24 protein-coding genes and 1 riboswitch are annotated in these 24,318 nt (G+C 70.6%); of the genes, 15 read left to right on the forward strand and 9 right to left on the reverse strand.

Going from position 1 to position 24,318, the window contains the following annotated elements:
* Window positions 1-7 precede the first annotated feature (7 nt).
* The 7 genes from HJ588_RS17390 to HJ588_RS17420 are packed head-to-tail and all read left to right on the forward strand — an operon-like array spanning window position 8 to window position 8,052.
* Complete coding sequence (locus tag HJ588_RS17390) at window positions 8-1,669, forward strand: carbamoyltransferase family protein (protein WP_171157971.1); 1,662 nt, start codon at window positions 8-10, stop codon at window positions 1,667-1,669.
* A complete protein-coding gene (locus HJ588_RS17395) occupies window positions 1,666-2,703 on the forward strand; it encodes a glycosyltransferase family 2 protein (RefSeq protein WP_171157973.1) in 1,038 nt (345 codons plus the stop codon). The genes HJ588_RS17390 and HJ588_RS17395 overlap by 4 nt, the downstream gene beginning before the upstream one ends.
* Window positions 2,700-3,803 (forward strand): glycosyltransferase family 9 protein, encoded by a 1,104-nt coding sequence (locus HJ588_RS17400; protein ID WP_171157975.1) that lies wholly within the window; start codon window positions 2,700-2,702, stop codon window positions 3,801-3,803. The genes HJ588_RS17395 and HJ588_RS17400 overlap by 4 nt, the downstream gene beginning before the upstream one ends.
* Complete coding sequence (locus HJ588_RS17405; protein ID WP_171157978.1) at window positions 3,791-4,777, forward strand: glycosyltransferase family protein; 987 nt, start codon at window positions 3,791-3,793, stop codon at window positions 4,775-4,777. The genes HJ588_RS17400 and HJ588_RS17405 overlap by 13 nt, the downstream gene beginning before the upstream one ends.
* Window positions 4,762-5,991, forward strand: coding sequence for a glycosyltransferase (locus HJ588_RS17410; protein WP_171157979.1), 1,230 nt, complete (start codon window positions 4,762-4,764; stop codon window positions 5,989-5,991). The genes HJ588_RS17405 and HJ588_RS17410 overlap by 16 nt, the downstream gene beginning before the upstream one ends.
* Complete coding sequence (locus tag HJ588_RS17415) at window positions 5,988-7,373, forward strand: PfkB family carbohydrate kinase (protein ID WP_343036781.1); 1,386 nt, start codon at window positions 5,988-5,990, stop codon at window positions 7,371-7,373. The genes HJ588_RS17410 and HJ588_RS17415 overlap by 4 nt, the downstream gene beginning before the upstream one ends.
* Window positions 7,357-8,052 carry an SDR family oxidoreductase gene (locus HJ588_RS17420; RefSeq protein WP_171157981.1) on the forward strand — a complete coding sequence of 232 codons (696 nt, stop codon included), beginning with the start codon at window positions 7,357-7,359 and terminating at the stop codon, window positions 8,050-8,052. The genes HJ588_RS17415 and HJ588_RS17420 overlap by 17 nt, the downstream gene beginning before the upstream one ends.
* A 24-nt stretch (window positions 8,053-8,076) precedes the next feature.
* Here the strand turns inward: HJ588_RS17420 and HJ588_RS17425 are convergent, their stop codons facing one another.
* The gene (locus HJ588_RS17425; RefSeq protein ID WP_171157983.1) at window positions 8,077-9,126 is read right to left on the reverse strand and encodes an FUSC family protein; all 1,050 of its coding nucleotides are present in this window, start codon (window positions 9,124-9,126) and stop codon (window positions 8,077-8,079) included.
* A 38-nt stretch (window positions 9,127-9,164) separates the two neighbouring features.
* Here HJ588_RS17425 and HJ588_RS17430 point away from each other — a divergent pair, with 38 nt between their 5' ends.
* From HJ588_RS17430 to HJ588_RS17440, 3 genes are all read left to right on the forward strand, one after another.
* Window positions 9,165-9,821: a D-sedoheptulose-7-phosphate isomerase gene (locus HJ588_RS17430; RefSeq protein ID WP_246242749.1), complete on the forward strand. Its 657-nt coding sequence runs from the start codon at window positions 9,165-9,167 to the stop codon at window positions 9,819-9,821.
* Window positions 9,822-9,823: 2 nt separating this feature from the next.
* Window positions 9,824-10,744, forward strand: coding sequence for a glycosyltransferase family 9 protein (locus tag HJ588_RS17435; protein ID WP_171158573.1), 921 nt, complete (start codon window positions 9,824-9,826; stop codon window positions 10,742-10,744).
* Window positions 10,745-10,898: 154 nt separating this feature from the next.
* The gene (locus HJ588_RS17440) at window positions 10,899-11,375 is read left to right on the forward strand and encodes an SRPBCC family protein (protein WP_171157985.1); all 477 of its coding nucleotides are present in this window, start codon (window positions 10,899-10,901) and stop codon (window positions 11,373-11,375) included.
* Between the two features lie 11 nt (window positions 11,376-11,386).
* Here HJ588_RS17440 and HJ588_RS17445 read toward each other — a convergent pair whose 3' ends face one another.
* Window positions 11,387-13,000 carry a phytoene desaturase family protein gene (locus HJ588_RS17445; RefSeq protein WP_171157987.1) on the reverse strand — a complete coding sequence of 538 codons (1,614 nt, stop codon included), beginning with the start codon at window positions 12,998-13,000 and terminating at the stop codon, window positions 11,387-11,389.
* A gap of 20 nt (window positions 13,001-13,020) precedes the next feature.
* Window positions 13,021-13,404 carry a hypothetical protein gene (locus HJ588_RS17450; RefSeq protein WP_171157988.1) on the reverse strand — a complete coding sequence of 128 codons (384 nt, stop codon included), beginning with the start codon at window positions 13,402-13,404 and terminating at the stop codon, window positions 13,021-13,023.
* Window positions 13,405-13,604: 200 nt separating this feature from the next.
* On the opposite strand from HJ588_RS17450, the gene HJ588_RS17455 reads away from it, so the two are divergent.
* Both HJ588_RS17455 and HJ588_RS17460 read left to right on the forward strand, forming a co-directional pair.
* Window positions 13,605-14,837 carry an acyl-CoA dehydrogenase family protein gene (locus tag HJ588_RS17455; protein WP_246242750.1) on the forward strand — a complete coding sequence of 411 codons (1,233 nt, stop codon included), beginning with the start codon at window positions 13,605-13,607 and terminating at the stop codon, window positions 14,835-14,837.
* A gap of 392 nt (window positions 14,838-15,229) precedes the next feature.
* Window positions 15,230-15,298: riboswitch (guanidine-III (ykkC-III) riboswitch) on the forward strand.
* A 14-nt stretch (window positions 15,299-15,312) separates the two neighbouring features.
* A complete protein-coding gene (locus HJ588_RS17460; protein WP_171157990.1) occupies window positions 15,313-15,627 on the forward strand; it encodes a DMT family transporter in 315 nt (104 codons plus the stop codon).
* Window positions 15,628-15,636: 9 nt separating this feature from the next.
* Here the strand turns inward: HJ588_RS17460 and HJ588_RS17465 are convergent, their stop codons facing one another.
* The gene (locus HJ588_RS17465; RefSeq protein ID WP_171157992.1) at window positions 15,637-16,596 is read right to left on the reverse strand and encodes an FAD-dependent monooxygenase; all 960 of its coding nucleotides are present in this window, start codon (window positions 16,594-16,596) and stop codon (window positions 15,637-15,639) included.
* 91 nt (window positions 16,597-16,687) lie between these two features.
* On the opposite strand from HJ588_RS17465, the gene HJ588_RS17470 reads away from it, so the two are divergent.
* Window positions 16,688-17,563: a hypothetical protein gene (locus HJ588_RS17470; protein ID WP_171157994.1), complete on the forward strand. Its 876-nt coding sequence runs from the start codon at window positions 16,688-16,690 to the stop codon at window positions 17,561-17,563.
* Here the strand turns inward: HJ588_RS17470 and HJ588_RS17475 are convergent.
* Window positions 17,560-18,393 (reverse strand): uracil-DNA glycosylase, encoded by an 834-nt coding sequence (locus HJ588_RS17475; RefSeq protein ID WP_171157996.1) that lies wholly within the window; start codon window positions 18,391-18,393, stop codon window positions 17,560-17,562. The two genes, HJ588_RS17470 and HJ588_RS17475, sit on opposite strands and share 4 nt — an antisense overlap.
* Before the next feature lie 44 nt (window positions 18,394-18,437).
* Here HJ588_RS17475 and HJ588_RS17480 point away from each other — a divergent pair, with 44 nt between their 5' ends.
* On the forward strand, window positions 18,438-19,241 hold the full coding sequence (locus HJ588_RS17480; RefSeq protein WP_171157998.1) for a PIG-L family deacetylase: 804 nt from the start codon (window positions 18,438-18,440) through the stop codon (window positions 19,239-19,241).
* On the opposite strand, the gene HJ588_RS17485 is transcribed toward HJ588_RS17480, so the two are convergent.
* Window positions 19,231-19,923, reverse strand: coding sequence for a class III extradiol ring-cleavage dioxygenase family protein (locus HJ588_RS17485; RefSeq protein WP_171158000.1), 693 nt, complete (start codon window positions 19,921-19,923; stop codon window positions 19,231-19,233). The two genes, HJ588_RS17480 and HJ588_RS17485, sit on opposite strands and share 11 nt — an antisense overlap.
* Before the next feature lie 40 nt (window positions 19,924-19,963).
* Between HJ588_RS17485 and folP the strand changes: the two genes are divergently transcribed.
* The gene (folP, locus tag HJ588_RS17490; RefSeq protein WP_171158002.1) at window positions 19,964-20,830 is read left to right on the forward strand and encodes a dihydropteroate synthase; all 867 of its coding nucleotides are present in this window, start codon (window positions 19,964-19,966) and stop codon (window positions 20,828-20,830) included.
* A 132-nt stretch (window positions 20,831-20,962) separates the two neighbouring features.
* Here the strand turns inward: folP and HJ588_RS17495 are convergent, their stop codons facing one another.
* The 3 genes from HJ588_RS17495 to HJ588_RS17505 all read right to left on the reverse strand — a co-directional run bounded on the left by HJ588_RS17495 (window position 20,963) and on the right by HJ588_RS17505 (window position 24,286).
* Complete coding sequence (locus tag HJ588_RS17495; RefSeq protein WP_171158004.1) at window positions 20,963-21,736, reverse strand: methyltransferase domain-containing protein; 774 nt, start codon at window positions 21,734-21,736, stop codon at window positions 20,963-20,965.
* Window positions 21,737-21,768: 32 nt separating this feature from the next.
* Window positions 21,769-23,145, reverse strand: coding sequence for a DNA polymerase IV (locus HJ588_RS17500; RefSeq protein WP_171158006.1), 1,377 nt, complete (start codon window positions 23,143-23,145; stop codon window positions 21,769-21,771).
* 91 nt (window positions 23,146-23,236) lie between these two features.
* A complete protein-coding gene (locus tag HJ588_RS17505) occupies window positions 23,237-24,286 on the reverse strand; it encodes a glucose 1-dehydrogenase (RefSeq protein WP_171158008.1) in 1,050 nt (349 codons plus the stop codon).
* Between the last annotated feature and the right edge of the window lie 32 nt (window positions 24,287-24,318).

The raw sequence follows: 24,318 nt of genomic DNA on the forward strand, positions 1-24,318 counted from the left end.
GTGGCGCATGCGAGTACTCGGCATCAATGCGCTCTTCCACGACCCGTCCGCGGCACTGGTCGTGGACGGCCACGTGGTGGCGGCTGCCGAAGAGGAGCGCTTCAGCAGGCGCAAGCACGGCAAGCGTCCGGTGCCGTTCGCGGCATGGGAGTTGCCGGTCGAGGCGGCACGGTGGTGCCTGGATCGTGGCGGTGTGCCGATGGAGGGACTGGATGCCGTGGCATATTCCTACGACCCGGATCTGGCTCGGCCGGCCGACGAGCTGGGGCTGGACGACCCATGGGATTCGTTGCGGCAGTTGTACGCCCAACGAGCACCGCGTTTCGTCGAACACGAACTCGGCACGCTGACGAACGGCGAGTTCCGGTTCGTGCCACACCACGAGGCGCACGCAGCGTCGGCCGGCCTGATCGACGCAAGTCGGGGGTCCGATGGCCGCACCAGTGTGCTGGTGATCGACGGGCGTGGAGAGCGCGCGTCGCACCTCGCCGGAGTCTACGACGGCTGCAAGCTGGAAACCCTTGCCGCACAAGCACTTCCGGACTCGCTGGGCCTCATGTACGAATCACTCACCGAGCACCTGGGCTTCCTGCGGTCCAGCGACGAGTACAAGGTGATGGCACTGGCGTCATACGGCCGTCCACGCCATGTCGGCGCATTGCGCGAGCACGTCCACGCAACAGGTGACGGAGGGTTCGTGGCCCGCGCCCCGGACTGGAGTGCGTGGGTGCCGCGGCGTGGCAGTCACGAGCAGTGGACCGATGAGCACGCCGACTTGGCCGCTTCCGTGCAAGCCTGTCTCGAGGAGACACTCCTCGATCTCAGTGCGTGGCTGCACGCGGTGACCGGCACCTCGCACCTGGCGATGGCGGGCGGCACCGCGTTGAACTGCGTGGCGAACTCCCGGGTATGGCGTGACTCCCCCTTCGACTCGGTGTGGGTCCAACCCGCTGCCGGGGATGCCGGCACGGCGCTCGGGGCCGCATTAGCTGTGGCCGACGACGTCGATCTGGGTGGCGTGCCCTTCCCGAGCGCGGCGCTCGGGCGCGGCTGGACCGACGACGAACTCGCGGCCGAGTTGCGACGCGCTGCGGTGCCCTTCACCACGCCGCCGGATCTGCCGTTGACCATCGCGTCCGCGCTGGCGAACAACGGGGTCGTCGCCTGGTTCGACGGCCGCAGCGAGTTCGGCCCCCGAGCGCTCGGCCAGCGCTCATTGCTCGCCCACCCGGGCGATCCCGACAACCTTCGCAGGCTCAACGACGTCAAGGGCCGCGAGCAGTTCCGGCCCGTGGCGCCGATCGTGCTCGCCGAGCGGGCAGCGCACATCTTCTCGGCCGGACCGGTCCCGAGCCCCTTCATGCTTTTCGTGCATGAGGTGAATCCTTCGTGGCGACAACGCATCCCGGCTGTCACCCACGTCGACGGCACTGCGCGCGTGCAGACCGTCGATCGCAGGACGCAAGCGATGCTGGCCGGCACGCTCGAGCAGTTCGAACGACTCACCGGTCTACCCGTGCTCGTCAACACCAGCCTCAACACCGCCGGCCGGCCGATGGTGGACACGCCGCGCGAGGCTCTGGAGATCTTCGGATCAGCACCGATCGATGTGCTGGTGCTCGGTCCGCATGTCGTTCGTCGCCACGCACTGACTGAGGGGGATGGATGAGTTCGCCGATCGAGTATGACGTGGTTGTCCCGACGATCGGTCGCCCAAGCCTGCACCGGGCGCTGCGGAGTCTGGCCGATCAACACCAGTGGCCCTCGCACGTCGTCGTCGTGGATGACCGCGCGTCCGACGGACCCGCCCTGCCCATCCCCAACGCGCTGCGGGAGCGCTGTTCCGTCAGCGTCGTCACCGCCGGCGGGCGCGGTCCGGCGGGTGCCCGCAACCTCGGCTGGCAGCTGGGTGGGTCGTCCTGGGTGGTGTTCCTCGATGACGACGTGGAGGTGGGCCCCGCATGGGCGGCCGCCCTGCAGGCCGATCTGGCCGCTGCCGGCCCGCGCGTCGCCGGCGTGCAGGCCGTCGTGCGCGTGCCACTGCCCGCTCGCCGGCCGACGGACTGGGAACGCAACACCGCGGCGCTGGCGGACGGACGGTGGATTACCGCGGAGATGGCTTTCCGGCGCACGGCGTTGCACGAGGTTGCCGGCTTCGACGAGCGCTTCCGGCGCGCCTACCGGGAGGACTCCGACCTCGCCCTGCGATTACAGGACGCCGGGTGGTCACTGCGTCGAGGCAGCAGGGTCGTCACTCATCCGGTGCGGCCCGCCGACACGTGGGTCAGCGTGCGCATGCAACGGGGAAACGCCGACGACGCGCTGATGTCCGCGGTGCACGGCCGCGATTGGCGTCGACGGGCAGTCGCCGGCCGCGGCCGGTTGCGAGCGCACACCCTCACCGTTGCCCTCGGGAGCCTCGCCGTCGGCTCTGCGGCGGTCCCGGGCGCCCGCGGCCGCCGCCTCGCGCTGCTGTGCGGTGCCGGATGGGCCGCGGCGACAGCGGATTTCGCAATGCGGCGCATCCTGCCCGGTCCGCGGACCCCGGGTGAAGTGACCGCGATGGCGGTCACCTCCGTGCTCATCCCGTGGTGCGCTGTGCTCCATCGGCTGCGCGGCCGGCTGCGACACCGCGGCGCACGCCGATGGGGGCCGGCCGACGGCGATGCCACCGTGGCCAGCCAGAGCGCCGCGGCCTCATGACCAGGGTGCTCGCCGTGCGGCTCGACGGTATGGGTGACGTGCTGCTGACGGGACCGGCGGTCCGAGCGATCGCTGCGGGAGGGGCACCGGTCGATTTCCTGGCCTCCGGGGCAGGTGCGCCGGCAGCGGCTGCGCTGCCAGGAGTCAGCGAGGTCATTCCGTACGACGCGCCCTGGGTGGGTGCGCCCTGCGACGACGCGTTCGCAGGTGAGCTGTCGATGCTGATCCGACGTCTGCGTGGAGCCTACGACGAAGCGGTCATCTTCACCTCGTTCCACCAGAGCCCGCTGCCGGCCGCGATGGTGTGTCGCTTGGCCGGGATCACACGCATCTCCGGCACCAGCGATGCCGCACCGGGCACTTTGCTCGATGTTCGTCATCGGCGAATACCGCCTGATAACAGCACATTTCAGCATCCGAACGTCGCCGTCGACGACGACGGAGGCGACCGCGGTGGGCACGAAGTGCAGGCAGCGCTGCGTTTGGCCGCCGCTGCGGGCTACCCGCTGCCGGCCGACGACGACGGGCTCCTCCGGCTTGTCCCCGCACGACCCGAACGCCTCGACCTGCCGGACGACTACGTGGTCGTTCACCCCGGAGCGTCGGTGCCCGCGCGGGCACTCGGAGCCGATCTGACCCGTGATGTGGTGCGTGCACTGGTCGGGTCCGGTCGCCGGGTCGTGCTCACCGGCGACCACGCCGACCGCGCGCTTGTTCGTGACGTGCTGTCCGAGGGGCCGGCCGCCGACGTCACGGACCTCACGGGACGCACCGACCTGGGCCGGCTTCGCCACGTGCTGGCCGGCGCCCGTGCCGTCGTGGTCGGTAACACCGGCGCCGCGCACCTGGCCGCGGCGGTCGGCACGCCGGTCGTCTCGGTCTTCACCCCGGTCGTGCCGGCGGCGCGGTGGCGACCCTGGGGCGTCCCGCACGCCCTCCTCGGTGACCAGCGGGCCCGCTGCGCCGGCAGTCGAGCTCGGGAGTGTCCCGTGCCGGGACATCCCTGCATGCGGGACGTCACCGGCGCAACGGTGACCGCAGCGGTCGAGCGGCTGACACTCGGGCGCGCCGATTCCTCGGAGTCGCTGTGCGCATCTTGATGTGGCACGTTCACGGCTCCTGGACCACCTCCCTGGTCCAGGGCAGACACGAGATCCTCCTCCCGGTCGATGCACAGCGCGGGCCGGACGGGCGAGGCCGGGCGCGCACCTGGGAGTGGCCGGCACACGTCCACGAGGTGCCCGTCGAACGGCTGCGGCACGAGGCGTTCGACGTCGTGCTGCTGCAGAGGCCGCACGAGCTCCGGCTGTGCCGGAGCTGGACCGGCAGGGAGCCGGGGCTCGACGTGCCCGCCTTCTACGTCGAACACAACACCCCGGGCGGCGCGGCGGCCACGACACGACACCCGCTGGCTGAGCAACGCCGGATCCCCGTGGTGCACGTCACCGGGTTCAACCAGCTGATGTGGGACTCCGGACGGGCGCCGACCACCGTCGTGGAGCACGGCGTGGTCGATCCCGGATATCGCTACACCGGGGCGGACCCCACTCTCGCGTCGGTGGTGAACGAACCGGTCCGTCGAGGCCGCGTCGTCGGCACCGACCTGCTGCTGCGCGTGGCTGCCCGCCGTCCGGTGGCGGTGTACGGCATGGGGGTGTCCGCACTGGCCGAGACCGCGGCGTCGATGGGCATCACCGGGTGGGGGTCGCGGTTGCACGACGACCTGCCACAGCACGAGCTGCTCCAGCGCCTGCCGCGGCACCGGGCCTATCTGCATGTGTGCAGATGGACCAGCCTCGGGCTCTCTCTGATCGAGGCGATGCTGCTCGGCATGCCGGTGCTCGCGGTCGACAGCACCGAGGCCTCAGCCGCGATACCGGCCGGAGCCGGACTCGTCTCCACCGACCTGGACGCTCTGCTTGAACGCGCCGACCACTGGCAGGACCACCCGGACGACGCGCGTGAGGCGGGACTGGTCGCACGACGGCACGCGCTCGAAAGATACGGACTCGCAAGGTTTTTGGACGATTGGGACCAACTACTCGAAGGGGCAATCTCATGCGGATCGCGATGATCTCCGAACACGCCAGCCCGCTCGCCGCGCTCGGCGGGATCGACGCCGGCGGGCAGAACGTGCACGTCGCGGCTCTTGCCCGTCACCTCGCCGAGCGCGGTCACGACGTGTGTGTCTACACCCGACGCGACCGGCCCTTCGACGACCTGGCCGAGCGGGTGCCGCTCGCTCCGGGCCTGACCGTGGTGAACGTGCCGGTCGGTCCGCCATACCCGGTGCCCAAGGACGAACTGCTGCCATGGATGGACGACTTCTCGGACTGGATGCAGCAGGACTGGTCCCGACATGGCCGGCCCGATGTGGTGCATGGTCACTTCTGGATGTCCGGCCTCGCAGCGCTGCGAGCCGCGCAGGCCACCGGCATACCCATGGCACAGACGTTCCACGCGCTCGGCGCGGTGAAACGACGTCATCAGGGAGCCGAAGACACCAGCCCTGCGACGCGAGTCGCGCTGGAGGCCGCAGTGGCCGCTCGTGCGGATGCCGTGATCGCGACCTGCTCGGACGAGGTGGCCGAGCTGTCGGCCGCCGGGGTGGACACTTCGCGCACCTACGTCGTGCCCTGCGGTGTGGACACCACCGCATTCCGGCCGGGCGAGGGCCACGGCGACCGGTCGGGGCGCGCGGGACCGACGTTGCTCACCGTCGCCCGCCTGGTGCCTCGTAAGGGCATCGACACGATCATCGACGCACTCGCCCAGCTGCCGACCGCACGCCTGGTGATCGTCGGCGGCCCGCCTGCGGCGGAGCTTTCCGGCGACGCGGAGGCACACCGGCTGGTGCAGGTCGCGACGAGGGCCGGCGTGCGTCACCAGGTGCACCTCGCCGGTGCCGTAGCTCACGAGAAGATGCCGAGCGTCTATCACGCCGCAGATGTCGTGGTTGCCGCGCCCTGGTACGAACCCTTCGGCATCACGCCGGTCGAGGCCGCCGCGTGTGGGCGCCCCGTGGTCGCCACCGCGGTGGGTGGGCTGCTGGACACCGTCGTGGACGGGGTCACCGGATTCCTTGTGCCACCACGGGATTCGAGGGCATTGGCCACGGCGGTCGCACGCATCACCTCGTCCCCGCGACTCTCCCGAAGCTTCGGCGTCCGTGCGGCCGAACGCGCGCAGGACCGCTACGCCTGGCCGCGCGTCGCGGAGCAGACCGAAGCGATCTATCGGCACACGCTCACGCGGTCCGGTGCCGCGGTGGGGTCGGTGACGCAGTGAGCGGGTCGGCCGAGGCAGACATCGTCGTCGTGGGTGACGTCCTTCTCGATCGCGACCTCATCGGCACCACCGACCGGTTGTGTCCCGACGCTCCGGCGCCGGTGGTCGATGTCCGGTCCGTGCGCAGCGGTCCGGGCGGCGCGGGTCTGGCGGCTCTCCTCGCCGCGCCCGACACCCGATCGGTGACGCTCGTCGCACCCATCGCGGACGACGCCCGGGGCGCGCAGTTGCGGGCCCTGCTGGAAGCTCACGGCGTGCAACTCGTCGCGATGGAGCATCTCGGTGCCACGCGTCGCAAAACCCGCGTGCGGGCCGGCAGCTACTCCCTGACGCGCTTCGACGAAGGCGGCCCTGGCACGCCGGGCGTGCCACCGGAGGAGGCGCTTCGGCGCATCCGGGATGCCGACGCCGTCCTCGTCGCGGACTACGGCGCGGGCACTGCCGCCGAGCCGCACGTGCGCGCGGCGTTGCAGCGCCGCGCCCGCGCCGGTGGGCTCCTGATCTGGGATCCGCACCCACGTGGCGGTCCGCCGGTGGCCCACACCACCGTCGTGACCCCGAATCTCTCCGAGGCACACTCCGCGCTGGGGCAGCCTCCTGCGGTCCGCGAGCCCGCGGAGCTTGCGCTCGGCTTGCTCCGGGCGTGGGAGGCCGCCGCGGTGTGCGTGACCTGCGGCGCGGACGGGGCCTGGCTGGCAACGACCGAACCGGAGCCCTACTTCGTGCCAGCCGCGGTCTCGCACGGCACCGACTCATGCGGTGCGGGCGACTGCCTGTCGGTGGCAGTCACGCTGGCGCTCACCGACGGGGCGACGACACCAGAAGCGGTGCACCGCGGTGTGCAGGCCGCGTCACGCTGGGTGGCGCAGGGCGGGACGGCCAGTTTCCGGGAGCGACAGGGACCGGCGGAAAATCAACAGTGCGAGGCCAATTCGGCACTCTCTGGGCCCCGCGGCGTATTGGTCGCGACCGGCGGTTGTTTCGACGTGCTGCACGCCGGGCACCTTGCGTCCCTGGAGGCAGCGCGCCAACTCGGCGATGGTCTGGTCGTGCTGCTCAACTCCGACAGTTCGGTACGGCGGCGCAAAGGTCCCGGTCGGCCGGTGCAACCGGTGCACGATCGCGCGCGAGTGCTGCGCGCACTCTCGGTCGTCGATGACGTCGTGGTCTTCGACGAGGACGATCCGAGCGATGCGTTGCGTCGCATCCGCCCGGACATCTGGGCCAAGGGAGGCGACTACGACGCGCACTCGCTGCCCGAGGCCGAGGTCGTCCGCTCGTGGGGCGGCCGGGTCGTCCTCCTCCCCTACCTCAACGGCCGATCCACCACATCACTCCTTCGTCGACACCAGGAAAGGACCATGCATGACAACGTCAGCTGAGTTGGGAACGGTCATCGTGACAGGAGGCGCCAGCGGTCTGGGAGCAGCTGTTGCCGCTGCAGTGCGGGAGGCCGGAGGCACCCCCGTCGTACTCGATCTGAAGCCACCGGACACCGATCATGCCTACGTCGAGATGGACCTCGCCGACACGCGGGCGACGGAAGCGGCAGTCGCGCAGGTCGCCTCCACGTATGGCGACCTGCGCGCAGTGGTCACCTGCGCCGGCACCGACGCATGCGGTGCGCTCGACCAGGTCTCGGGCGAGGCCTGGGACCGGGTGCTCGCAGTCAATCTGCTCGGCACCGCCGCGGTGGTGCGGGCCGCAGTCGGGCCGCTACGCGCCACTCACGGGCGTATCGTCACGATCGGCTCCACGCTCGGCCTGCGACCGGCGGGTGACGCCACGGCCTACTGCGCCTCCAAGCACGGGATCGTCGGCTTCAGCCGCGCGCTCGCCATGGAACTGGCCGGTCAGGTCGGGGTGACGATGGTCGTGCCGGGCGGCATGCAGACCCACTTCTTCGACGGCAGACCGGAGCAGTACCGGCCGGGACCGGACGCCGACCTGATGGACCCCGCCCACGTCGCGACGGCGGTCGTGGGAGCGTTGCGGCAGCCTGCGGGGGTCGAATTGCGCGAAGTGATCGTCACCGCCTCGACTGAACCTTCCTGGCCGTAGACGCTGCAGCCGCGAGCGAATTCGTCACATCGTTCGGTCCGACGCGGCGCGTAAGCAGCGTCGAAGGCCGGCGACGGTGCGCTGTTCCGGAAATGACCGCGCGCGCGACGCAGCTCGATCGATGGCTTCGTCGGTGCGCCGTACCTCCGCGTCGCTCGGCACTCCCGCTGGGGACCGGACGATGAGATCCCGCAATGACGTGACTGCCTGCGCCAGGGTCGGGACCATGGCTCGTCGCAGGGCGGGCACCTCTTCGAGCGTCTCGCGTGCGAGATCCTCCGTCATACCGGCACAGCGCTCGGTGGCGCCGGCCAACGCGAGCACCTCCGAGCGCGACCCCTGCCATCGCTGCCGGCGCGGGTTGCCGTGTCCGGCGCGGCGTGCCTGTGACATGGCGGTGCGCAGACGCTGTCTCGACTCGGGCAGGGAAGCCGCCGCCGAGGACAGGTCGTCCGCGCGTTCGTCGGCCGTGGCGTGGTCCGCCTCCAGCAGCCCGCTCAGCGCGCTCAGCACACGGACGATATCCCTGCGCACCGCGCGGCCGGCTCGCTCGGTTTCGTGCAACGCCAACGGGGGAAACACGACGCTGTTCACCACAAGGCCCACCCCGGCACCGAGCAGCAGTTGGGACATGTAGCCCACGACATATTCCGTGGTGTGCGTCTGGCCGGCTGTGAAGACGAACAACGCAGCCAGCGGCACCCATGAGCCCTGGTCGGCGAGCTTGCGCAGATTTCCGAGCAGCACTCCGACACCGAGTGCTACCGCGACCGACAGCGCGTTCGGGCCTGCCACCAGCTGGAGCGTCAGCGACACCAGAACACCGGTCGCCACCGCCGCCAGCACACGCAGCCCCTCGACGGCCGAGTCGTAGAGCGAGGAGTACATCACCGTCAGCGCGCCGAGCGGCGCGTAGAACGCATACTGCGGCAGGTACGCCGGCAGGATCATGCCGAGCTGCCAGGCGATGCCTGCCGCGAGAGCGGTCTTCAGCGACATACCCACGAGGCGGTGGTGCGCGATCCGCCCTACGCGCGCCACCTTCGCCGCGCGGACGTCAGTCGACTCCGACATGGTCGGCCTATACCCCGACCGTTCGGCCCGGATGCGGGTTGCGCGACCGGCTTTTGGGGTATCGGGCCCGTATGACTGGAATTTCAGGGATGACGTCTTCGTGGCTCGACGACCACGTCGACGATCTGCGGAACGGTATGGACTCGCTAGTCCGTCAGCAGCACCAGGTAGCTGCCTGGGGCGCTGCGCTGGCCGCGCACCTGGCGAGCGGCGGCCGGTTGCTCACCGCCGGCAATGGCGGCAGCGCAGCCGAGGCACAGCACCTGACGGCAGAGGTGGTGGGCAAGTTCGATCGCGATCGACGGCCGTTCTCCGGAATCTGCCTTTCAGCCGAATCATCAAGTTTCACAGCGATTCTCAACGACTACGGCGCCGATCAGGTCTTCGCGCGACAGGTCGCCGGCCATGGCCGGGTGGACGATGTCCTGGTCCTGATGTCGACCAGCGGGCGTAGCGCAAATGTGGTGCGTGCAGCGCGCGCGGGCCGCGACCTCGGACTGCGCGTCTGGGCGCTGACCGGTCGCACTCCCAATCCACTCGCCCGGGCGGCCGACGAGGTAGTCAGCGTCGACGCGACGTCGACCGCGGCGGTGCAGGAGGTGCACCTCGTCGCCCTGCACGCGATCTGCGCTGCTCTGGACCAGGCCCTGCAGGGTGCCGCGCCGCGCGAGGCCGCCGGCATGATCGTCGGTTGACGATGAGGCCTGCCGCATTGCTCCTGCGCGCACTTGGCCTGGGCGACGCGCTGACGGGCGTCGCGGCGCTGCGCGGGTGGCGCAGGCTGCTGCCGGACCATCGGCTGGTGCTTGCCTGTCCGCGCCCCATCGGGTCCTGGCTCACCGACCTCGGTGTGGTCGATGGCGTGCTCGCGACCTCCGGACTCGGGAGGCCGTTGTCGTGGCCCGGCCCGCCACCGGATCTGGCGGTCAACCTGCATGGCCGCGGACCACAGAGCCATCTGCTCCTCGAGCGCACACGTGCCCGCCGAAGCCTCGGCTTCGCCTGCGAGAGAGCGAAGTTCGCGGCCGGCCCGCCCTGGCTCGAGCAAGTGCACGAGGTGGAGCGCTGGTGCTCCCTGGTGCGCTCGTATGGCGGGACCTGCTCCGCGGACGATCTGCGCCTGCCTCTACCGGACGGCCGCCGGCGCGGAGACTACGTGCTGATGCACCCTGGGGCGGGCTTCCCGGCCCGCCGCTGGCCGGCCGACAGGTGGCGAGATGTCGCCGCGGCGCAGCACCTACCGGTGCACGTCACCGGCGGGTCGAGGGATCGGGCCCTCGGCCGGCGCATCGCGGACGGTCTGCCGCACGTGCACGACCTCACCGGTCGGCTCGACCTCGCCGGACTTGCCGATCAGGTCGGCGGCGCCAGGGTGGTTCTGAGCAGCGACACGGGAGTGGCGCATCTGGCCACGGCCGTGCGCACCCGGTCGGTGACCATCTTCGGCCCGAGTTCACCGCAGGTGTGGGGGCCGCTGCTGGACCTCGAAAGACACGACGTCATCTGGCACCAGGAAGTGCCGAGTCCCCGGCAGCCCAATGCACTCACGCTGGACCCGCGCATCGCGGCCGTCAGCGTGGCGGAGATGCTCGCCGCCACCACGAGAATGATCGAATAACGCTGCGGCCACAAGGGATTCAACTTGTCGACGACTGTGGGCCCCAGCGCCGGTCACGTCGGGCATGCCCTGCATCCTGGTTGCCAGCGCCGAGTGATCGCATGGTTGGGCGTCGACGGGGTAACGCTGTACGGGAGACCAGAGGGAGGCCCGAATGAGCAAGTCCTCAGCGCCGATAGTTGCCAAGTTGTCCGCGCGCCCCACTGTTCGACGGATCTCTGCGCCGCCCGACGCAGTCTGGGAGGTGTTGAGCGACGGCTGGAGCTATGCGTCGTGGGTGGTGGGGAGCGCCCGCATTCGTGCCCTCAACGCGACGTGGCCAGAGCCGGGGAGTCGGCTGCACCACTCCGTGGGGCTGTGGCCAGTCTTGCTGCACGATCACACCGATGTCGTGTCCTACGAGCCGAATCGACAGCTAGTCCTGGCGCCCCGGGCCTGGCCGTGGGGACGCAGCCAGGTCCGCATTGATGTCCTGCACGACGGGTCGCAAAGCCTTGTGCGTATGACGGAGGACGTCGTGTCCGGGCCAGGAACCTTGGTGCCGTCGGCGTTGCGACAACTATTGCTGCGTCGCCGTAACCGCGAGTGTCTGCGACGGTTGGCATTTCTCGCCGAACGGCGTACACCGTGACGCCACTTCGCTCACGAACCGTGGAGTAGCCGCTCCCAAACAGTCTCGGTCAACAGTCGTTGTATCGCGCCGAATGAGCCATGCGCGCTGAGAGCAGCCCTGGCGGCATTCCAGCCACACGCGCCGTGGACGCCGCCGCCGGGGTGAGCTGACGCACTCGCCAGATACAAGCCAGGGATCGGGGTTTCGGGCCGGCCCAGCCCGAGGGTGGGGCGAAAGATGAGCTGCTGATGGAGCGCACTTGTGCCCCCGTTGATGGCACCACCCACCAGGTTGCGGTCGGCGGCCTCAAGGTCCGCAGGTCGCTGCACATGCTCCGCGACTACCGTGCGCGCGAACCCGGGTGCGGCAGCCTCGACCGTGTCTCGGACCCGCTGAGCCACGAGGTCGACGGCATGCTCATCGCGGGCGAACGCCTGCGGCACATGGGTGTAGGCCCACGCCGACTCGCAACCCGACGGTGCGCGGGTCGGATCGACGCGCGCCATCTGACCAAGCACTACGAATGGTTGTCCCGGCAACTCGCCGCCTTCCAGCCGCAGTCCGCCGCGCATCACGGCAGCACTTGACCCGCTCAGGTGCACAGTGCCGGTGTCCGCGAGCCGCGGATCGAGCCACGGGATCGGCCGGTCCAGCGCCCAATTCAGCTTGATCGTCGAATGATCCCATGCGAAGTTGCGCAGATCACCCAATATCCGTGGCGGCGTCACCCGCGGCCCCAGGAGCGTCTCATAGAGTGCCGGCGCGCTGACGTCAGCGAGGACCGCCCGACGCGCAGTGAACGCTGTGCCGTCGAGGAGCTGCACCGACGTCGCGCGGCCGGTCACCACGCCGATCCGCGATGCGGCGGCGCCGCACAATATCCGTGCCCCAGCCGCCTCCGCCCGGCTACGCAGCGCTGACGCCAACCGACCCGAACCGCCGCGCGGCACCGGAAAGCCCACGTCCTGTGCGAGCATGGACAGCAACCAGCCCATGAAGCCGCCGCCCGCTCGAGACGCGCCGAGATCACTGTGCATGGCATTCCCGGAGAGCAGCGCTCGCCCGGCGTCGCCCTGAAACCATTCAATGCCAAGGCGGTACGCCGGTGTGACGGCAATCCGCGCAAGGTCCGTCGCGAGCCCCAGGCTCGACCGACGGGCGAAGGCGAGACCTGCTCGCACCGGCGGAAATGGCGTAAACAGCGCATCGAGGAGGGGAGTCCGCACCCGACGATAGGCGGTATAAAGCTGCCGCCATACATCGCCATCCCCCGCGGCAGACGTCTCCAGCCCTTCAGCCGTCGCATCGAGGTCACGCCAGAGGTAGGCACTGGATCCCGGCGACACAACGTGTGCGACGGGCGATTTCGGCTGGCACCAGACCAGACCGTGTTTGTCCAATTCCAGCTGCCGTATGACGGGACTCCCGGCAGCCAAGGGGTAGAAGGCACTGAACAAGTCGGTCACATAGCCGGGGAACAACTCCGTGCTGCGGACCGCGCCGCCGACCTCACGTTCGGCCTCCACAACCACGACGTCCCAGCCCGCGTCGGCAAGCGCGATCGCGGCGACCAATCCATTCGGGCCCGCGCCAATCACCACCGCGTCGACGACAGGCGTGCTCCGCTGGACTCCAGAACTCATCGGCACCTACCGGCTCCCGGCTATGACGGGTGCTCGGTGGGGTCGGAGAAACGCGGCGTGTAGTCGACCCCGGGATGACTCATCACGGGTTGCTGGTCGATCGTCACCACGATGTTGGTGCCGGCCGCCCGCAACAGCTCGACCAGCTTGTCGTTGACCACCGCCGGTTGACGGATGCCGAGCTCGTCCTGCTTCTGCTCCAGGCGGTCGATGGCCTCGTCGGGGGTCAGCCCACCGCAGAGTGCGGCCAGCTCCAGCAAGAAGCGGGAATACTCCGCGGTCGCCTGGGCACCAATACGCTCCGTCAAACTGGCGTTGAGGGGGATCTCGGTGGGTTCGGCCGACTGGTCCTGCGGATCCCGTGAACCAGCCGGATTCTTCTGCCCTTCAAGCGGATTCGCCATAGTCACACGTCTCCTTCCGTCATCCTCAGAGGTGAGGTGCGGCGCGTCGCCCTCGACATACCCGGGGTCCGCGGTGGCCAAACCACCGTTCGTGACGTCAGGACTCGTGGGCACCGACAACTGCCCGGCCACTCGTGGTGAAAGCGGTAGTAGCATCCCCCTTCGTCAGGTCACAGATCTGCCGACGGCAGCTCCGGCGCATGCCGATCCATTCCACCGCTGCCCGGGTGGGAGCAGTGCCCAACCGACGCGAGGAGACGATGTTGTCCGAGTTGTCCGAGATCAGCGACGAGGACTTCCAGCCAATCCTGGCGCAGGTGCGGCAGTGGATCCGGACCCGGGTTGTGCCGCGGGAGAACGAGATTGCCGATGCCGACGCCATCCCGGACGACCTGCGTGCGCAGGCCAAGGAGATGGGCTTGTTCGGATATGCCATCCCCCAGCAGTGGGGTGGCCTCGGGCTGGACCTGACCCAGGACGTCGAGTTCGCACTCGAGTTCGGCTACACCAGCCTCGCCCTGCGCTCGATGTTCGGCACAAACAACGGCATCGCCGGGCAGGTGCTCGTCGGCTTCGGCACCGACGAGCAGAAGCAGGAATGGCTGGAGCGGCTCGCCTCCGGAGAGGTGGTCGCGTCGTTCGCGCTCACCGAGCCTGGTGCTGGGTCCAACCCAGCCGGATTGCGCACCAAGGCAATTCGGGACGGTGACGACTGGGTCATCGACGGCGAGAAGTGCTTCATCACCAACGCTCCCTTGGCCGATCTGTTCGTCACCTTCGCGCGCACCCGGCCCGCCGACGAGTCCGGACCGGGCATCGCGGTCTTCCTCGTCCCGGCCGGCACACCGGGTGTCGAGGTCGCGCCGAAGGACAAGAAGATGGGCCAGGAGGGCGCCTGGACGGCGAACGTGCGCTTCGACGGCGTCCGGGTGCCCGCGGCGGCACTGGTCGGCGAGGACGTCGATGCCGGCTACCGAGCCGCGATGGCATCGCTCGCGCGGGGCCGGGTGCACATCGCGGCGCTGGCGGTGGGTACGGCGCAGCGCGCGCTCGACGAGTCGCTCGCGCACGCCGCGGTCGCGACGCAGGGCGGCACGCCGATCGGCGACTTCCAGCTCGTCCAGGCGATGCTCGCCGATCAGCAGACCGGGGTCCTTGCCGGTCGGGCGCTCGTGCGCGACACCGCGGCCAAGTACGTCTCCGGCGAGGACCGCCGCATCGGCCCCTCGGTCGCGAAACTTTTCTGCACCGAAATGGCAGGAAAGACAGCCGATCTCGCGGTGCAGATCCACGGCGGCTCCGGCTACATGCGCGACCTCGCCGTCGAGCGGATCTACCGCGACGTGCGCCTGTTGCGCCTCTACGAGGGCACCAGTGAGATCCAGCGGCTGATCATCGGCGGCGGCCTGGTCCGTCAGGCGAAGGCGCGCTGACGGATGCCCTTCCCGGACGGGGAGTTCGCGCGGCGGGTGATCGTCGCGCCATACAACGTCGGCTGGGCGGCCGAAGGGACCGATCTCGCCGCCCGACTGCGCGGACCCGCTGCTGGTGCTCATCGAGGACGGCAAGCCGGTCGACCGGCAGGTCGGCGCTGTCCCCGAGTCGCAGCTCGTGGCGTGGATCAAACCCCGGCTCGGTGCCGAAGCGGCGGCCGACTGACCGCGCAACCGCAACCCTGACGGCGGGATTCACGTTTGACGGTCGAATTCGACCGTCAAACGTGAATTGGACCGTCAGGGTTGGCGCGAACGGGACCGGCATACTCGCCCGAAGCGGACCGAGCGCGCCGATTTGCCGCACCGCGCGCCCGCGTGCGAGCCTCGGAGCAGGCCGCCCTCATGGGCCGGCCCCGGACGAGCGGCGTCGTACCCGGACAGCGACAAGACGACTCCTTGGAGGAGTGCTGTCATGTCCTGGATCGTTGTCGTCGCCGCCGGAGCCCTCGAAGCCGTCTGGGCCACGGCCCTCGGCAGGTCGGAGGGCTTCACCCGCCTCTGGCCGTCGGCCGTCTTCGTCGTCGCGGTCGTGCTCAGCATGGGCGGTCTCGCCTACGCCATGCGCGACCTGCCGACCGGCACGGCATACGCGGTCTGGACCGGCATCGGCGCCTCGCTCACCGTCATCTACGCGATGGCGACCGGCGAGGAACCCGCGACGCTGGTGCGCATCCTGCTGATCGGGGGCATCGTCGCGTGCGTCGCGGGACTGAAATTCCTGCACTGAGGCGGCGCCTCAGGGCGCCCGGCTCGCCAGCCGCATGACGCCCGCCGACCCTGCTCGCGCCAGCTGCGTCGCAGGCAGGCGACGCGCCTCCCACCGCCGCAGGTCGTGGCCGAGATTGAGCGTGGCGGCCAGGGTGCCCGCGTCGACGATCGCCGTGCACGCGCCACGCCCCAGGTTGGGCAGCATCGCGTGCGCGGCATCCCCGATCACCAGATGACGATCGCGCACGTAGCGATGCATCGGTGGCGTCACCCAGAGCCGCGTGGCGAGCGTCTCCGGGCCGGCTTCCTCCAGCAAACGCCGTATGACGGGAGCCGCGTCCGCGAAGCGCTCCCGCGTCTCGTCCACTGCGTCGGCCGCGAGCAGCGGCTCGGTCAACTCGCTGCGGTGCGCGGTGAACCAGTATGTCCGCTCCCCCCGGATCGCGGCGACTCCGGCGAGCAGGCCTCGCCCCCAATATTCGCCAATGTCAGTGGTTTTCGGTGCGCCAGGTGCAATCCCTCGCAGCGTCAGGTAGCCGGTGTCGATCCGCCCCGCGGCCGACGCTTGCACCAGGCCACGCACCCGGCTGCGCACGCCATCGGCGCCGACCACCAGGTCCCCGTCCAGCGCGGTCGGGTCGGTGACTTCCTCGGTGATGCGCCGCACGCTCGCCGGCACCGCCGCATCAAGAGCGGCGAGCAGCGCCGGCCGGTCCACCAGCGCCGGTCCGGCCGCCCGCAGCCGCGCCCGGCGCCGCCCGTCGACGGCGAAGAGACTCCCCTGGGTCGCGCGATCCACCGGCGACGGCAACGCGCCGATCCGGCGCAACACCCGCCGGGCGCCCGACCACAGCCCGAGTGCGCTGCCGACGCCGGCCCGGGACGGCTCGGCCTCGTGCACCACGACCTCGAACCGCCGCGGATCGAGCGCGGCCGCGAGCGTCAGCCCGGCGATGCCGCCGCCGACGATCGCGATCCGTGTGGTCACTGTCGTCACCCTAGTGCTTTGCCCATTCCGCACCTGTTCTATTTCTGACTCAAGGCACTAGTGCGGGCCGGAACCGTAGACTGGCCACGCCTTGAGTAGTCACCGAGATCCCAACCTCACCAGCGCGATTCGCAATCGACGGTCGCTGCTGCGACGCTTCCTGGACCAGCACTTCGGCGACGTCCGGCCGCTGCAGGCCGACTATCGCCGCCGCGCCAGCACCCTGCTCGTCCCCGGTGGCTCGGCCGACCCGGCGGCCATCGGCGCCGCCTTCGACTTCGGGGTGCGCTTCGCGCTCGACGCCGACTACGTCCCGGAGATCGCCTACTACGGGTTTGCCGGGCTGCCACCCTGTCTCGACGCGATCGCGCGGGTGGTCGAGGTCGCGCAGCAGGCACCGCCCGCATCGGCCGAATTCGCCTCTGCCTGTTGGGCGCTCGCCCTCACCACCAGCGTCTACCGCGAAGGCGGGGTGCCGCCGGACTCACCGCTGGTGCCCCTGCTGCGCACCCAACGCTTCACCGCCGACACCCTGCTCCGGCTCGCCTCACCCGACGCGCGACGCCAGCTGCAGAAGCTGGCCGCGATCGCCGGCGAGCGACTGCTGCCTGAGCTGCTCCCGCCATACGACCTTGGGACCACGTTCGCGACGTCGCGCCTCATGCCGGCCGACGCCGACCTCATCGCGGGCGGTCTCCTGCTCGACCTGAAAACCCGTCTGGGACGGCGTGATCCGCGCACGCACGCCCGCACCGACAGCCTGCCGCGCACCGACATCTACCAGCTCGTGGCCTATGCGCTGTTCGACCGCACCGACGACCACCACATCGACGCCATCGGCATCTACTCGGCCCGCTATGGGTCGCTGGTCCGCTGGCCGCTCGCCGACGCACTCGCCACGCTCGCCGGCGAGCCGGTCGACCTACCCGCGGCGCGGGACGCCGTCTGGCGGCTGCTCAGCACCTAGCCGAGCTCACGCACCCGCGCGATCACCTCGTCGAGCATCTGCTCGGTCAGCTTGCCGGTGAAGGTGTTCTGCTGACTGACGTGATAGCTGCCGACCAGCTGCACCGCCCGCCCGTCGGCGGTGGTGAGCGTCGCCGTCGCGGCGTGCCCGAACTTCGGTTTCGGGCGCGGCACCTGCCACCCGGCGGCACGGGCCGCAGCCAGCGCCGCGTCCCAACCGAACGACCCGAGCGCCAGTATGACGCGCAGCCGCTCCTGCGACAGGTGCAGCTCGCGCACCAGCCACTGCCCGCAGGTGTCGCGCTCGGTCGTCGTCGGCTTGTTCGCCGGTGGCGCACAGTGCACGGCCGCCGCGATGCGAATCCCCTTCAGTGCCAGTCCATCTCCCGCAGCCTCCGAGGTCGACTGGGTGGCGAAACCGCCGCGATGGAGCGCGGCGTAGATCCAGTCACCGGACCGGTCGCCGGTGAACATCCGGCCGGTCCGGTTGGCGCCGTTGGCAGCCGGTGCGAGACCGACGATCAGCCGCGTCGCGTCGGGGTCGCCGAAGTCGGGAGTGGGCCGGCCCCAGTAGGGCTGGCCGGCGAACGACCTGCGCCGCCCGGTCGTGGCCACCTCCTCCCGCCACGCGACGAGACGCGGGCAGGCCCGGCATACCGAGATGAGCGTGCCGAGCTCCGGCACCGAGTCGGCCGTGCGGGCAAGCCGGGCGACATCTCGGGCGTTCCGGGCGACCGGCGTGTCGGCGTCGGCGGTGTCGCCGGGCCAGCCGGTGCCGGGAGGCACCGGGGACGCGAACGGTTGCCCGGTGAGGGGATGCGGGTCCGGCATACCTCGGCCTCCTCGGTGTCGGTCGTCGCTGTCAGGATGTGCGGGTGTCGACCATTGTGTTCTTCCACGCCCACCCGGACGACGAAGCATCCCAGACCGCCGGCGCGATGGCGAAGGCCAGCGACGAGGGCCACCGCGTGGTCGTCGTCTACGCCACCGGCGGGGAGTATGGCGAGGTGCCCGACGACCTCGCGCCCGGCGAGACCCTCCGCGACCGACGTCGCGCCGAGGCGGAGCAGTCCGCGCGGGCCACCGGCACCGCGCGGGTCGCCTGGCTCGGCTACCACGACTCCGGAATGACCGGTTGGGAGCAGAACGACGCGCCCGAGTCCTTCCACAGCGCACCCGTCGACGAGGCCGCGACCCGTCTCGCCGCGATCCTCGACGAGGAGCACGCCGACGTGCTCGTCGGCTACGACTGGCACGGCAACTACGGCCACCCCGACCACGTGAAGGTGCACGCGGTGACCTACCGCGCCGCGGAGCTCGCCGCGCGGTCACCGCGCGTGCTGGAGGAGACCGCCAACCGCGATGCGCTGCGTGCCGGTGTGCAGGCCGCCAAGGCGGCCGGGATCGACCTTCCCTTCGACCCGGACGGCCCGATGGACGACGGCAACCCGATGGGCACTCCGGAAGCCGAAATACATTGGGCTGTCGACGTTTCCGACTACCTCGATCGCATCCGCGCGTCGATGGAGGCGCACCGCAGCCAGGTCTCCGACATCGGCGGCTTCATGCGTATGCCGCAGGAGGTCTTCGACGGCAGCTTCGGCACCGAATACTTCGTCGAGCGCGGTCGTCCGGCCGGCATGGTGCACGGCTGGTTCCTGGACGACGCTAACGCGTGAGGTCCCACGTCGCGACGTGGTAGCGCACCCCGAACGGCGCGTCGCTGTAGAGCAGGTCCGCCGTCACCCGGGCTCCGTCGACCGCGCCCGCGAGCACCTGCCACGGCGCGCGACCACCGGCGTGCACGCCGGCGCACTCGGTCGCGTCCAGCGCGCAGAGTGGTGCGGTGTCTCCGCCGGCAAGGGCGCGCCGCACCGCGGTGTCGACCGGATGGTCGGAGTGGTCGGTGCCGTCGCCCGGCTCCCACGTGAAGCTGCCGCTGCCGAGCACCAGCAGCGTGTCGGTGTCCGCGGCGAGTTGCTTGCCGAGCACGGCGCACTCCTCCGCCGACGCGTCGGGGCCGACGAGTTGCACCGTCATACCCGGCAGGCGGGCGGTCTCGCGCAGCCACGCGGCGACCAACAGGGTCGGCTCCGGGTTGTCCTCGTGCGCGCTCGGCGCCTCCGACAGACCGAGCTCCCCCTCCCGTCCGTATGCCGTGAGCCGCGCACCGGTGCCGGCGTCGATCAGCCGGGTGCGCTCCCCCGGGCCAACCGCGGTCCAGCGGCCGCCGGGGTCTCCGGGATCGCCGACCGCACGGATCATCGCGTCGCGCACCGCCTGCAGCGTGGGTGAACCGGCGCCACCCAGGGCAGGCACGAGCGCCGGGGCGTCGGGGACGATGACGGCACGGCGCAGCACGTCAGCAAGGGTAAGCGGTGCCGGTGATTACGCTGCGCACATGCCGATCAGCTTCCGCGGGCGCCCGACCCGGACCGACCGCGCCCTGATCATGGCGATCGTGAACCGCACGCCCGACTCGTTCTACGACCAGGGGGCGACCTTCGCCGACGACGCTGCTCTGCGGGCCGCGGAGGCCGCAGTGCGCGACGGCGCGGACATCCTCGACATCGGTGGGGTCAAGGCCGGCGTCGGCGACGACGTCGATGTCGCCGAGGAGACGCAGCGGGTGGTGCCGTTCGTGGCGTCGCTGCGCGAGCGCTTCCCCGACGTCGTGATCAGCGTCGACACCTGGCGGCACGAGGTCGGGGCCGCGGCATGCGCGGCGGGCGCCGATCTGCTCAACGACACCTGGGCCGGCCACGACCCCGAACTCGCAGACGTGGCAATCGAATTCGGAGCCGGTTACGTCTGCTCGCACACCGGCGGAGCGACGCCGCGGTCGCGTCCTTACCGGGTCCGGTATGACGACGTCGTGGCCGACGTCATCGCCGACACCACGGCCCGCGCCGAGGCGCTCGTCGCGCGCGGGCTGCCGAGGGACGGCATCCTGCTCGACCCGACGCACGACTTCGGCAAGAACACCTGGCACTCGCTGACCCTCACCCGGCGGCTCGACGAACTCGTCGCGACCGGTTGGCCGGTGCTGGTGGCGCTGTCCAACAAGGACTTCGTCGGTGAGGCGCTCGGCGGTCTGCCGCCCGGTGAGCGGCTGGTCGGCACCCTCGCCGCGACCGCGCTGTCGGCCTGGCACGGCGCCTCGGTCTTCCGGGCGCACAACGTCGCCGAGACCCGGCAGGCGCTCGAGATGGTCGCGGCGATCCAGGGGCGGCGCACTCCCCCTCAGGTCACCCGCGGCCTGGCGTGATCTCCGCGCCCGCAGACCACCCCGCCGACTGACTGCGGGCCGCCCCATCGAGTGACGGCCATCCACCGCCCCGAGTGACGGCTCCCTCGGCGAGTGACGGCGCGATGCGGGCGTCAGTCGCCGAGGGAGCCGTCAGTCGCGGATGTCCCGGGCGGGCTTGTGGGCGCGCACGAGCAGGCGTGTCGAGTGTGCGACGAACCGGCCGTCCCGCCGGATCAGCGCGTCCAGCTCGCGCAGAGTCGCGTCATACCGGGTGGAGGTGAAGTCGGGCACCCACCAGACGAGCTTGCGCAGCGTCCACACGACGGCGCCGATGTCGAAGAACTCCATCCGGCACGAAGCGCTGCGGATCTCGTCGACCACGAGCCCCGCAGCAGTGGCGCCCGCTCGGTCTCCGTCCGGGCTGCGGCCGTTGCGGACGTGCTCGGGCAGCGGGCCGAGGAAGCGCTCGATGAGATCGAAGCCGGATGCCGGCCCGACGTGCTGACCGAGGTAGCGGCCGCCAGGCACGAGCACTCGGCTGATCTCCGCCCAGTTGGACCACACCGGATGGCGCGCGCTCACCATCGCAAAGCTCGCGTCCGCGAAGGGCAGCGGCGCGTCCTGGTCGGCGTCCACCACCTCGACACCGCGCGGTCCCAGCAGGTTTCGCGCCTGCTCGACATTGGGCGGCCACCCCTCGGTGACGGCCATCCGGCGCGGCAGCTCGGGCGCTTCGCCGACGACCTCTCCGCCACCGGTCTGCAGATCCAGCGCCGACTCGACGCCCGCCAGCGCGTCGGCCAGCAAGCCCGCGTAGCCCCACGGCGGTCGCTCCTCGGTCGCCCGGCCGTCGAGCCAGTCGAAGCTCCAGCCGCTGACGTCGGCGGCATCGGCCTCGGCGACGAGCTGCTCAAAACTGCGCATCAGTCCATCGTGCGCATCGCGTCAACCGGATTTCACCACTGCGGTGGCTCGGCAACCGACAGGTGCGGGTCGTCCGCGGCGAACGTGCGCACCCTGCCGGGCCCGGTGCGCGGACCTTCGAAGCGCACCGTCACCCGGCGCAGACCGCTGCCCCACACCCAGCCGGCGCCGTGCTCGGTGTGGGCGACGTCCTGGCCCGGCCACCAGGAGGGCGGGCCGCCGCCGACGTAGGCAGCCGGGCCCGGTGTGCGCCGCACGTCCCCCGCGGGCGTGGCCGGCACCTCGGCGTCGTCGTCGATGCCGAGCGGAAGGGGCGCGGCGACCTCCTGCTGGTCGTCGAAGCGCAACCGTTCCTGCGAGTGTGTGCTCAACCCGGAGACGCCAACTCCCAGCAACCGCAGGCCGTTCGAGACGTCGACGCCGTCGAGGAGTCGGCGTGCGACGTCGAGGATCACGCCGGCGTCGCCGGTCGGGTGCAGCAGCGTCTCCGACCTGGTCTGGGTGGAGAAGTCGTGCTGGCGCGCCTTGATGGTGATCGTCCGGGCGAAGGCGGCCGACTGGGCGAGGCGCGCTGCGGTGCGACGCGCGAGGCTGGTCAGCTCGGCATCGAGCACCGACCGGTCCACCACGTCGGTCTGGAAGGTCTCCTCGGCCGAGACGCTCTTGGCCTCGCGCTCGACGACCACCTCGCGGTCGTCCTGGGCGCGGGCGAGCTCGTGCAGGCTGCCGCCGTGTGCGGACCCGAAGATGCTCACCAGGTCGGTGCGCTCCATGCGCTGCAGGTCGGCGACCGTCTCGACGCCGAACGTGCGCAGCCGGGCCGCCGTCATGGGGCCGATGCCGGCGATCACCCGCACCGACAGCGGGGCGAGCATCTCCAGCTCACGCCCCGGGGGTATGACGACCAGGCCCTGCGGCTTCTCGAGGTCGGAGCCGATCTTGGCCAGCATCTTGGAGGAGGCGATGCCTGCGGAAGCGGTCAATCCGCCTGTCGCACCGCGGATTTCGTCGATCAATTGCTGTGCGGCCGCGCGCACACCGTCCGGTGACAGATCGGTGAGGTCACCGGCGGCGAGATCGACATACGCCTCGTCCACGCTGACCTGTTCCACGACCGGGGACAGCTCGTGCAGCAGCTCCATGACGATCCGGCTCGACTTGCGGTAGGCGTCACCGCGTGGATGCAGGAAGGCCGTGCCCGCCGGGCAACGCCGTCGCGCCTCGGCGGTGGGCATCGCCGAGCGCGCACCGAAGACCCGCGCCTCGTAGGACGCGGTCGCGACCACTCCGCGCGGGCCGATGCCGCCCACACAGACCGGCTTGCCCCGCAGCGACGGCTTGTCCCGCTGCTCGACGGCGGCGAAGAATGCGTCGAGATCCAGATGCAGGATGCTCGCCGCAGAACGCACCGCACCATTGTCACCGACGGCACTGACAGTGCTGACGCGGCAGATAGTGCTGACGTGGCTGACGGCACCGACCGCAGTGCGCCGCCGTCCCTCAGGCGAGCGTGATCACGACCTTCACGTCGCCGGGCTGCTTGGTGAACGCCTCGGCATACTGCTCCAGCGGCACCCGGCGGGTGATGAGGCTCTCGAGCCAACCGCGGTCGGCCTCGGTCAGCGCCTTGGCGGCCTGCTCGTAGTGCCGCAGGTTGGCGTTGACCGAGCCCACCACGGCAGCGTTACCGAGCACCGCGTCCCTGTTGATCGCGCCCAGGTCGAGGTCGACCGTGTCGCCCGGGTTGGAGATGCCGGTGAGCACCGTGACGACATACGGCTTGGCGGCGGCCAGCACGGCGCCGATGATCGAGGTGACGCCGGTGCCCTCGATGACCACGTCCGGTTGGACCGCTTGCAGCACCTGGTCGATGGGCTCGGTGTGGTAGGTCGCGCCGAGTTCGGCGACCAGCTTCGGCTTCGGGCCCGTGGTGTTGTGGTCGAGCACGTGCACGTCCAGGCCCCGCTGGACACCGATCATCGCGGCGAGCAGGCCGATGGGGCCGGCGCCGGTGATCAGCACCGACTTCGGGTCGAACCACGCGCGCCCACCGACCCGGTCGACCTGCTCCCACGCCTTGGCGACGATCGTGGTCGGTTCCATCAGCACGCCGACCGACTCCAGCGACGCGTCGAGCTTGACTGCGTGCTCGCTCCTGACCCGCCATTGCTGCGCGGCGAAGCCGGCGAGCTCCTTGATGCCGTGCTCGGTGTATTCGCCGTTGCGGCACATGTCCCACTCGCCGTGTGCGCAGGCTCCACAGGGCACGGGGTCGGGCATCCGGACGACGCCCACGATCAGGTCGCCGGGCGCGAAGCCGCTGCCCTCAGGAGCCTCCCGCACCCGGCCGAGTGACTCGTGTCCGATGATCAGTCGCTCGGAGCCGGGCGGTGCCCAGCCGTAGAGACCGTCGGCGAGTTCGTGGTCGGTGCCGCAAACACCGACCTGGAGGCCGTCGACGAGGACGTCGCCGAGAGCTTCGTCGGGGTCGGGCATGTCCTGCACCGACAGCGAGTTCTTCTGTTGCGGGATGACCGTGAGAGCGCGCATGCGCCGACGGTATCGACTCGGGACGCCCGCTC

The sequence above is a fragment of the Flexivirga aerilata genome (assembly GCF_013002715.1).
GTDB classification, from domain to species: Bacteria; Actinomycetota; Actinomycetes; order Actinomycetales; family Dermatophilaceae; genus Flexivirga; species Flexivirga aerilata.

Excerpts from the sequence above, each read along its gene's own strand:
- HJ588_RS17400 (WP_171157975.1), top strand. The coding sequence starts at position 2,700 with ATGACCAGGGTGCTCGCCGTGCGGCTCGACGGTATGGGTGACGTGCTG.
- HJ588_RS17450 (WP_171157988.1), bottom strand. The coding sequence starts at position 13,404 with ATGGCGAATCCGCTTGAAGGGCAGAAGAATCCGGCTGGTTCACGGGAT.
- HJ588_RS17425 (WP_171157983.1), bottom strand. The coding sequence starts at position 9,126 with ATGTCGGAGTCGACTGACGTCCGCGCGGCGAAGGTGGCGCGCGTAGGG.
- HJ588_RS17440 (WP_171157985.1), top strand. The coding sequence starts at position 10,899 with ATGAGCAAGTCCTCAGCGCCGATAGTTGCCAAGTTGTCCGCGCGCCCC.
- HJ588_RS17455 (WP_246242750.1), top strand. The coding sequence starts at position 13,605 with ATGCCGATCCATTCCACCGCTGCCCGGGTGGGAGCAGTGCCCAACCGA.
- folP (WP_171158002.1), top strand. The coding sequence starts at position 19,964 with ATGCCGATCAGCTTCCGCGGGCGCCCGACCCGGACCGACCGCGCCCTG.
- HJ588_RS17475 (WP_171157996.1), bottom strand. The coding sequence starts at position 18,393 with ATGCCGGACCCGCATCCCCTCACCGGGCAACCGTTCGCGTCCCCGGTG.
- HJ588_RS17390 (WP_171157971.1), top strand. The coding sequence starts at position 8 with ATGCGAGTACTCGGCATCAATGCGCTCTTCCACGACCCGTCCGCGGCA.
- HJ588_RS17410 (WP_171157979.1), top strand. The coding sequence starts at position 4,762 with ATGCGGATCGCGATGATCTCCGAACACGCCAGCCCGCTCGCCGCGCTC.
- HJ588_RS17420 (WP_171157981.1), top strand. The coding sequence starts at position 7,357 with ATGACAACGTCAGCTGAGTTGGGAACGGTCATCGTGACAGGAGGCGCC.
- HJ588_RS17445 (WP_171157987.1), bottom strand. The coding sequence starts at position 13,000 with ATGAGTTCTGGAGTCCAGCGGAGCACGCCTGTCGTCGACGCGGTGGTG.
- HJ588_RS17505 (WP_171158008.1), bottom strand. The coding sequence starts at position 24,286 with ATGCGCGCTCTCACGGTCATCCCGCAACAGAAGAACTCGCTGTCGGTG.
- HJ588_RS17495 (WP_171158004.1), bottom strand. The coding sequence starts at position 21,736 with ATGCGCAGTTTTGAGCAGCTCGTCGCCGAGGCCGATGCCGCCGACGTC.
- HJ588_RS17460 (WP_171157990.1), top strand. The coding sequence starts at position 15,313 with ATGTCCTGGATCGTTGTCGTCGCCGCCGGAGCCCTCGAAGCCGTCTGG.
- HJ588_RS17435 (WP_171158573.1), top strand. The coding sequence starts at position 9,824 with ATGAGGCCTGCCGCATTGCTCCTGCGCGCACTTGGCCTGGGCGACGCG.
- HJ588_RS17395 (WP_171157973.1), top strand. The coding sequence starts at position 1,666 with ATGAGTTCGCCGATCGAGTATGACGTGGTTGTCCCGACGATCGGTCGC.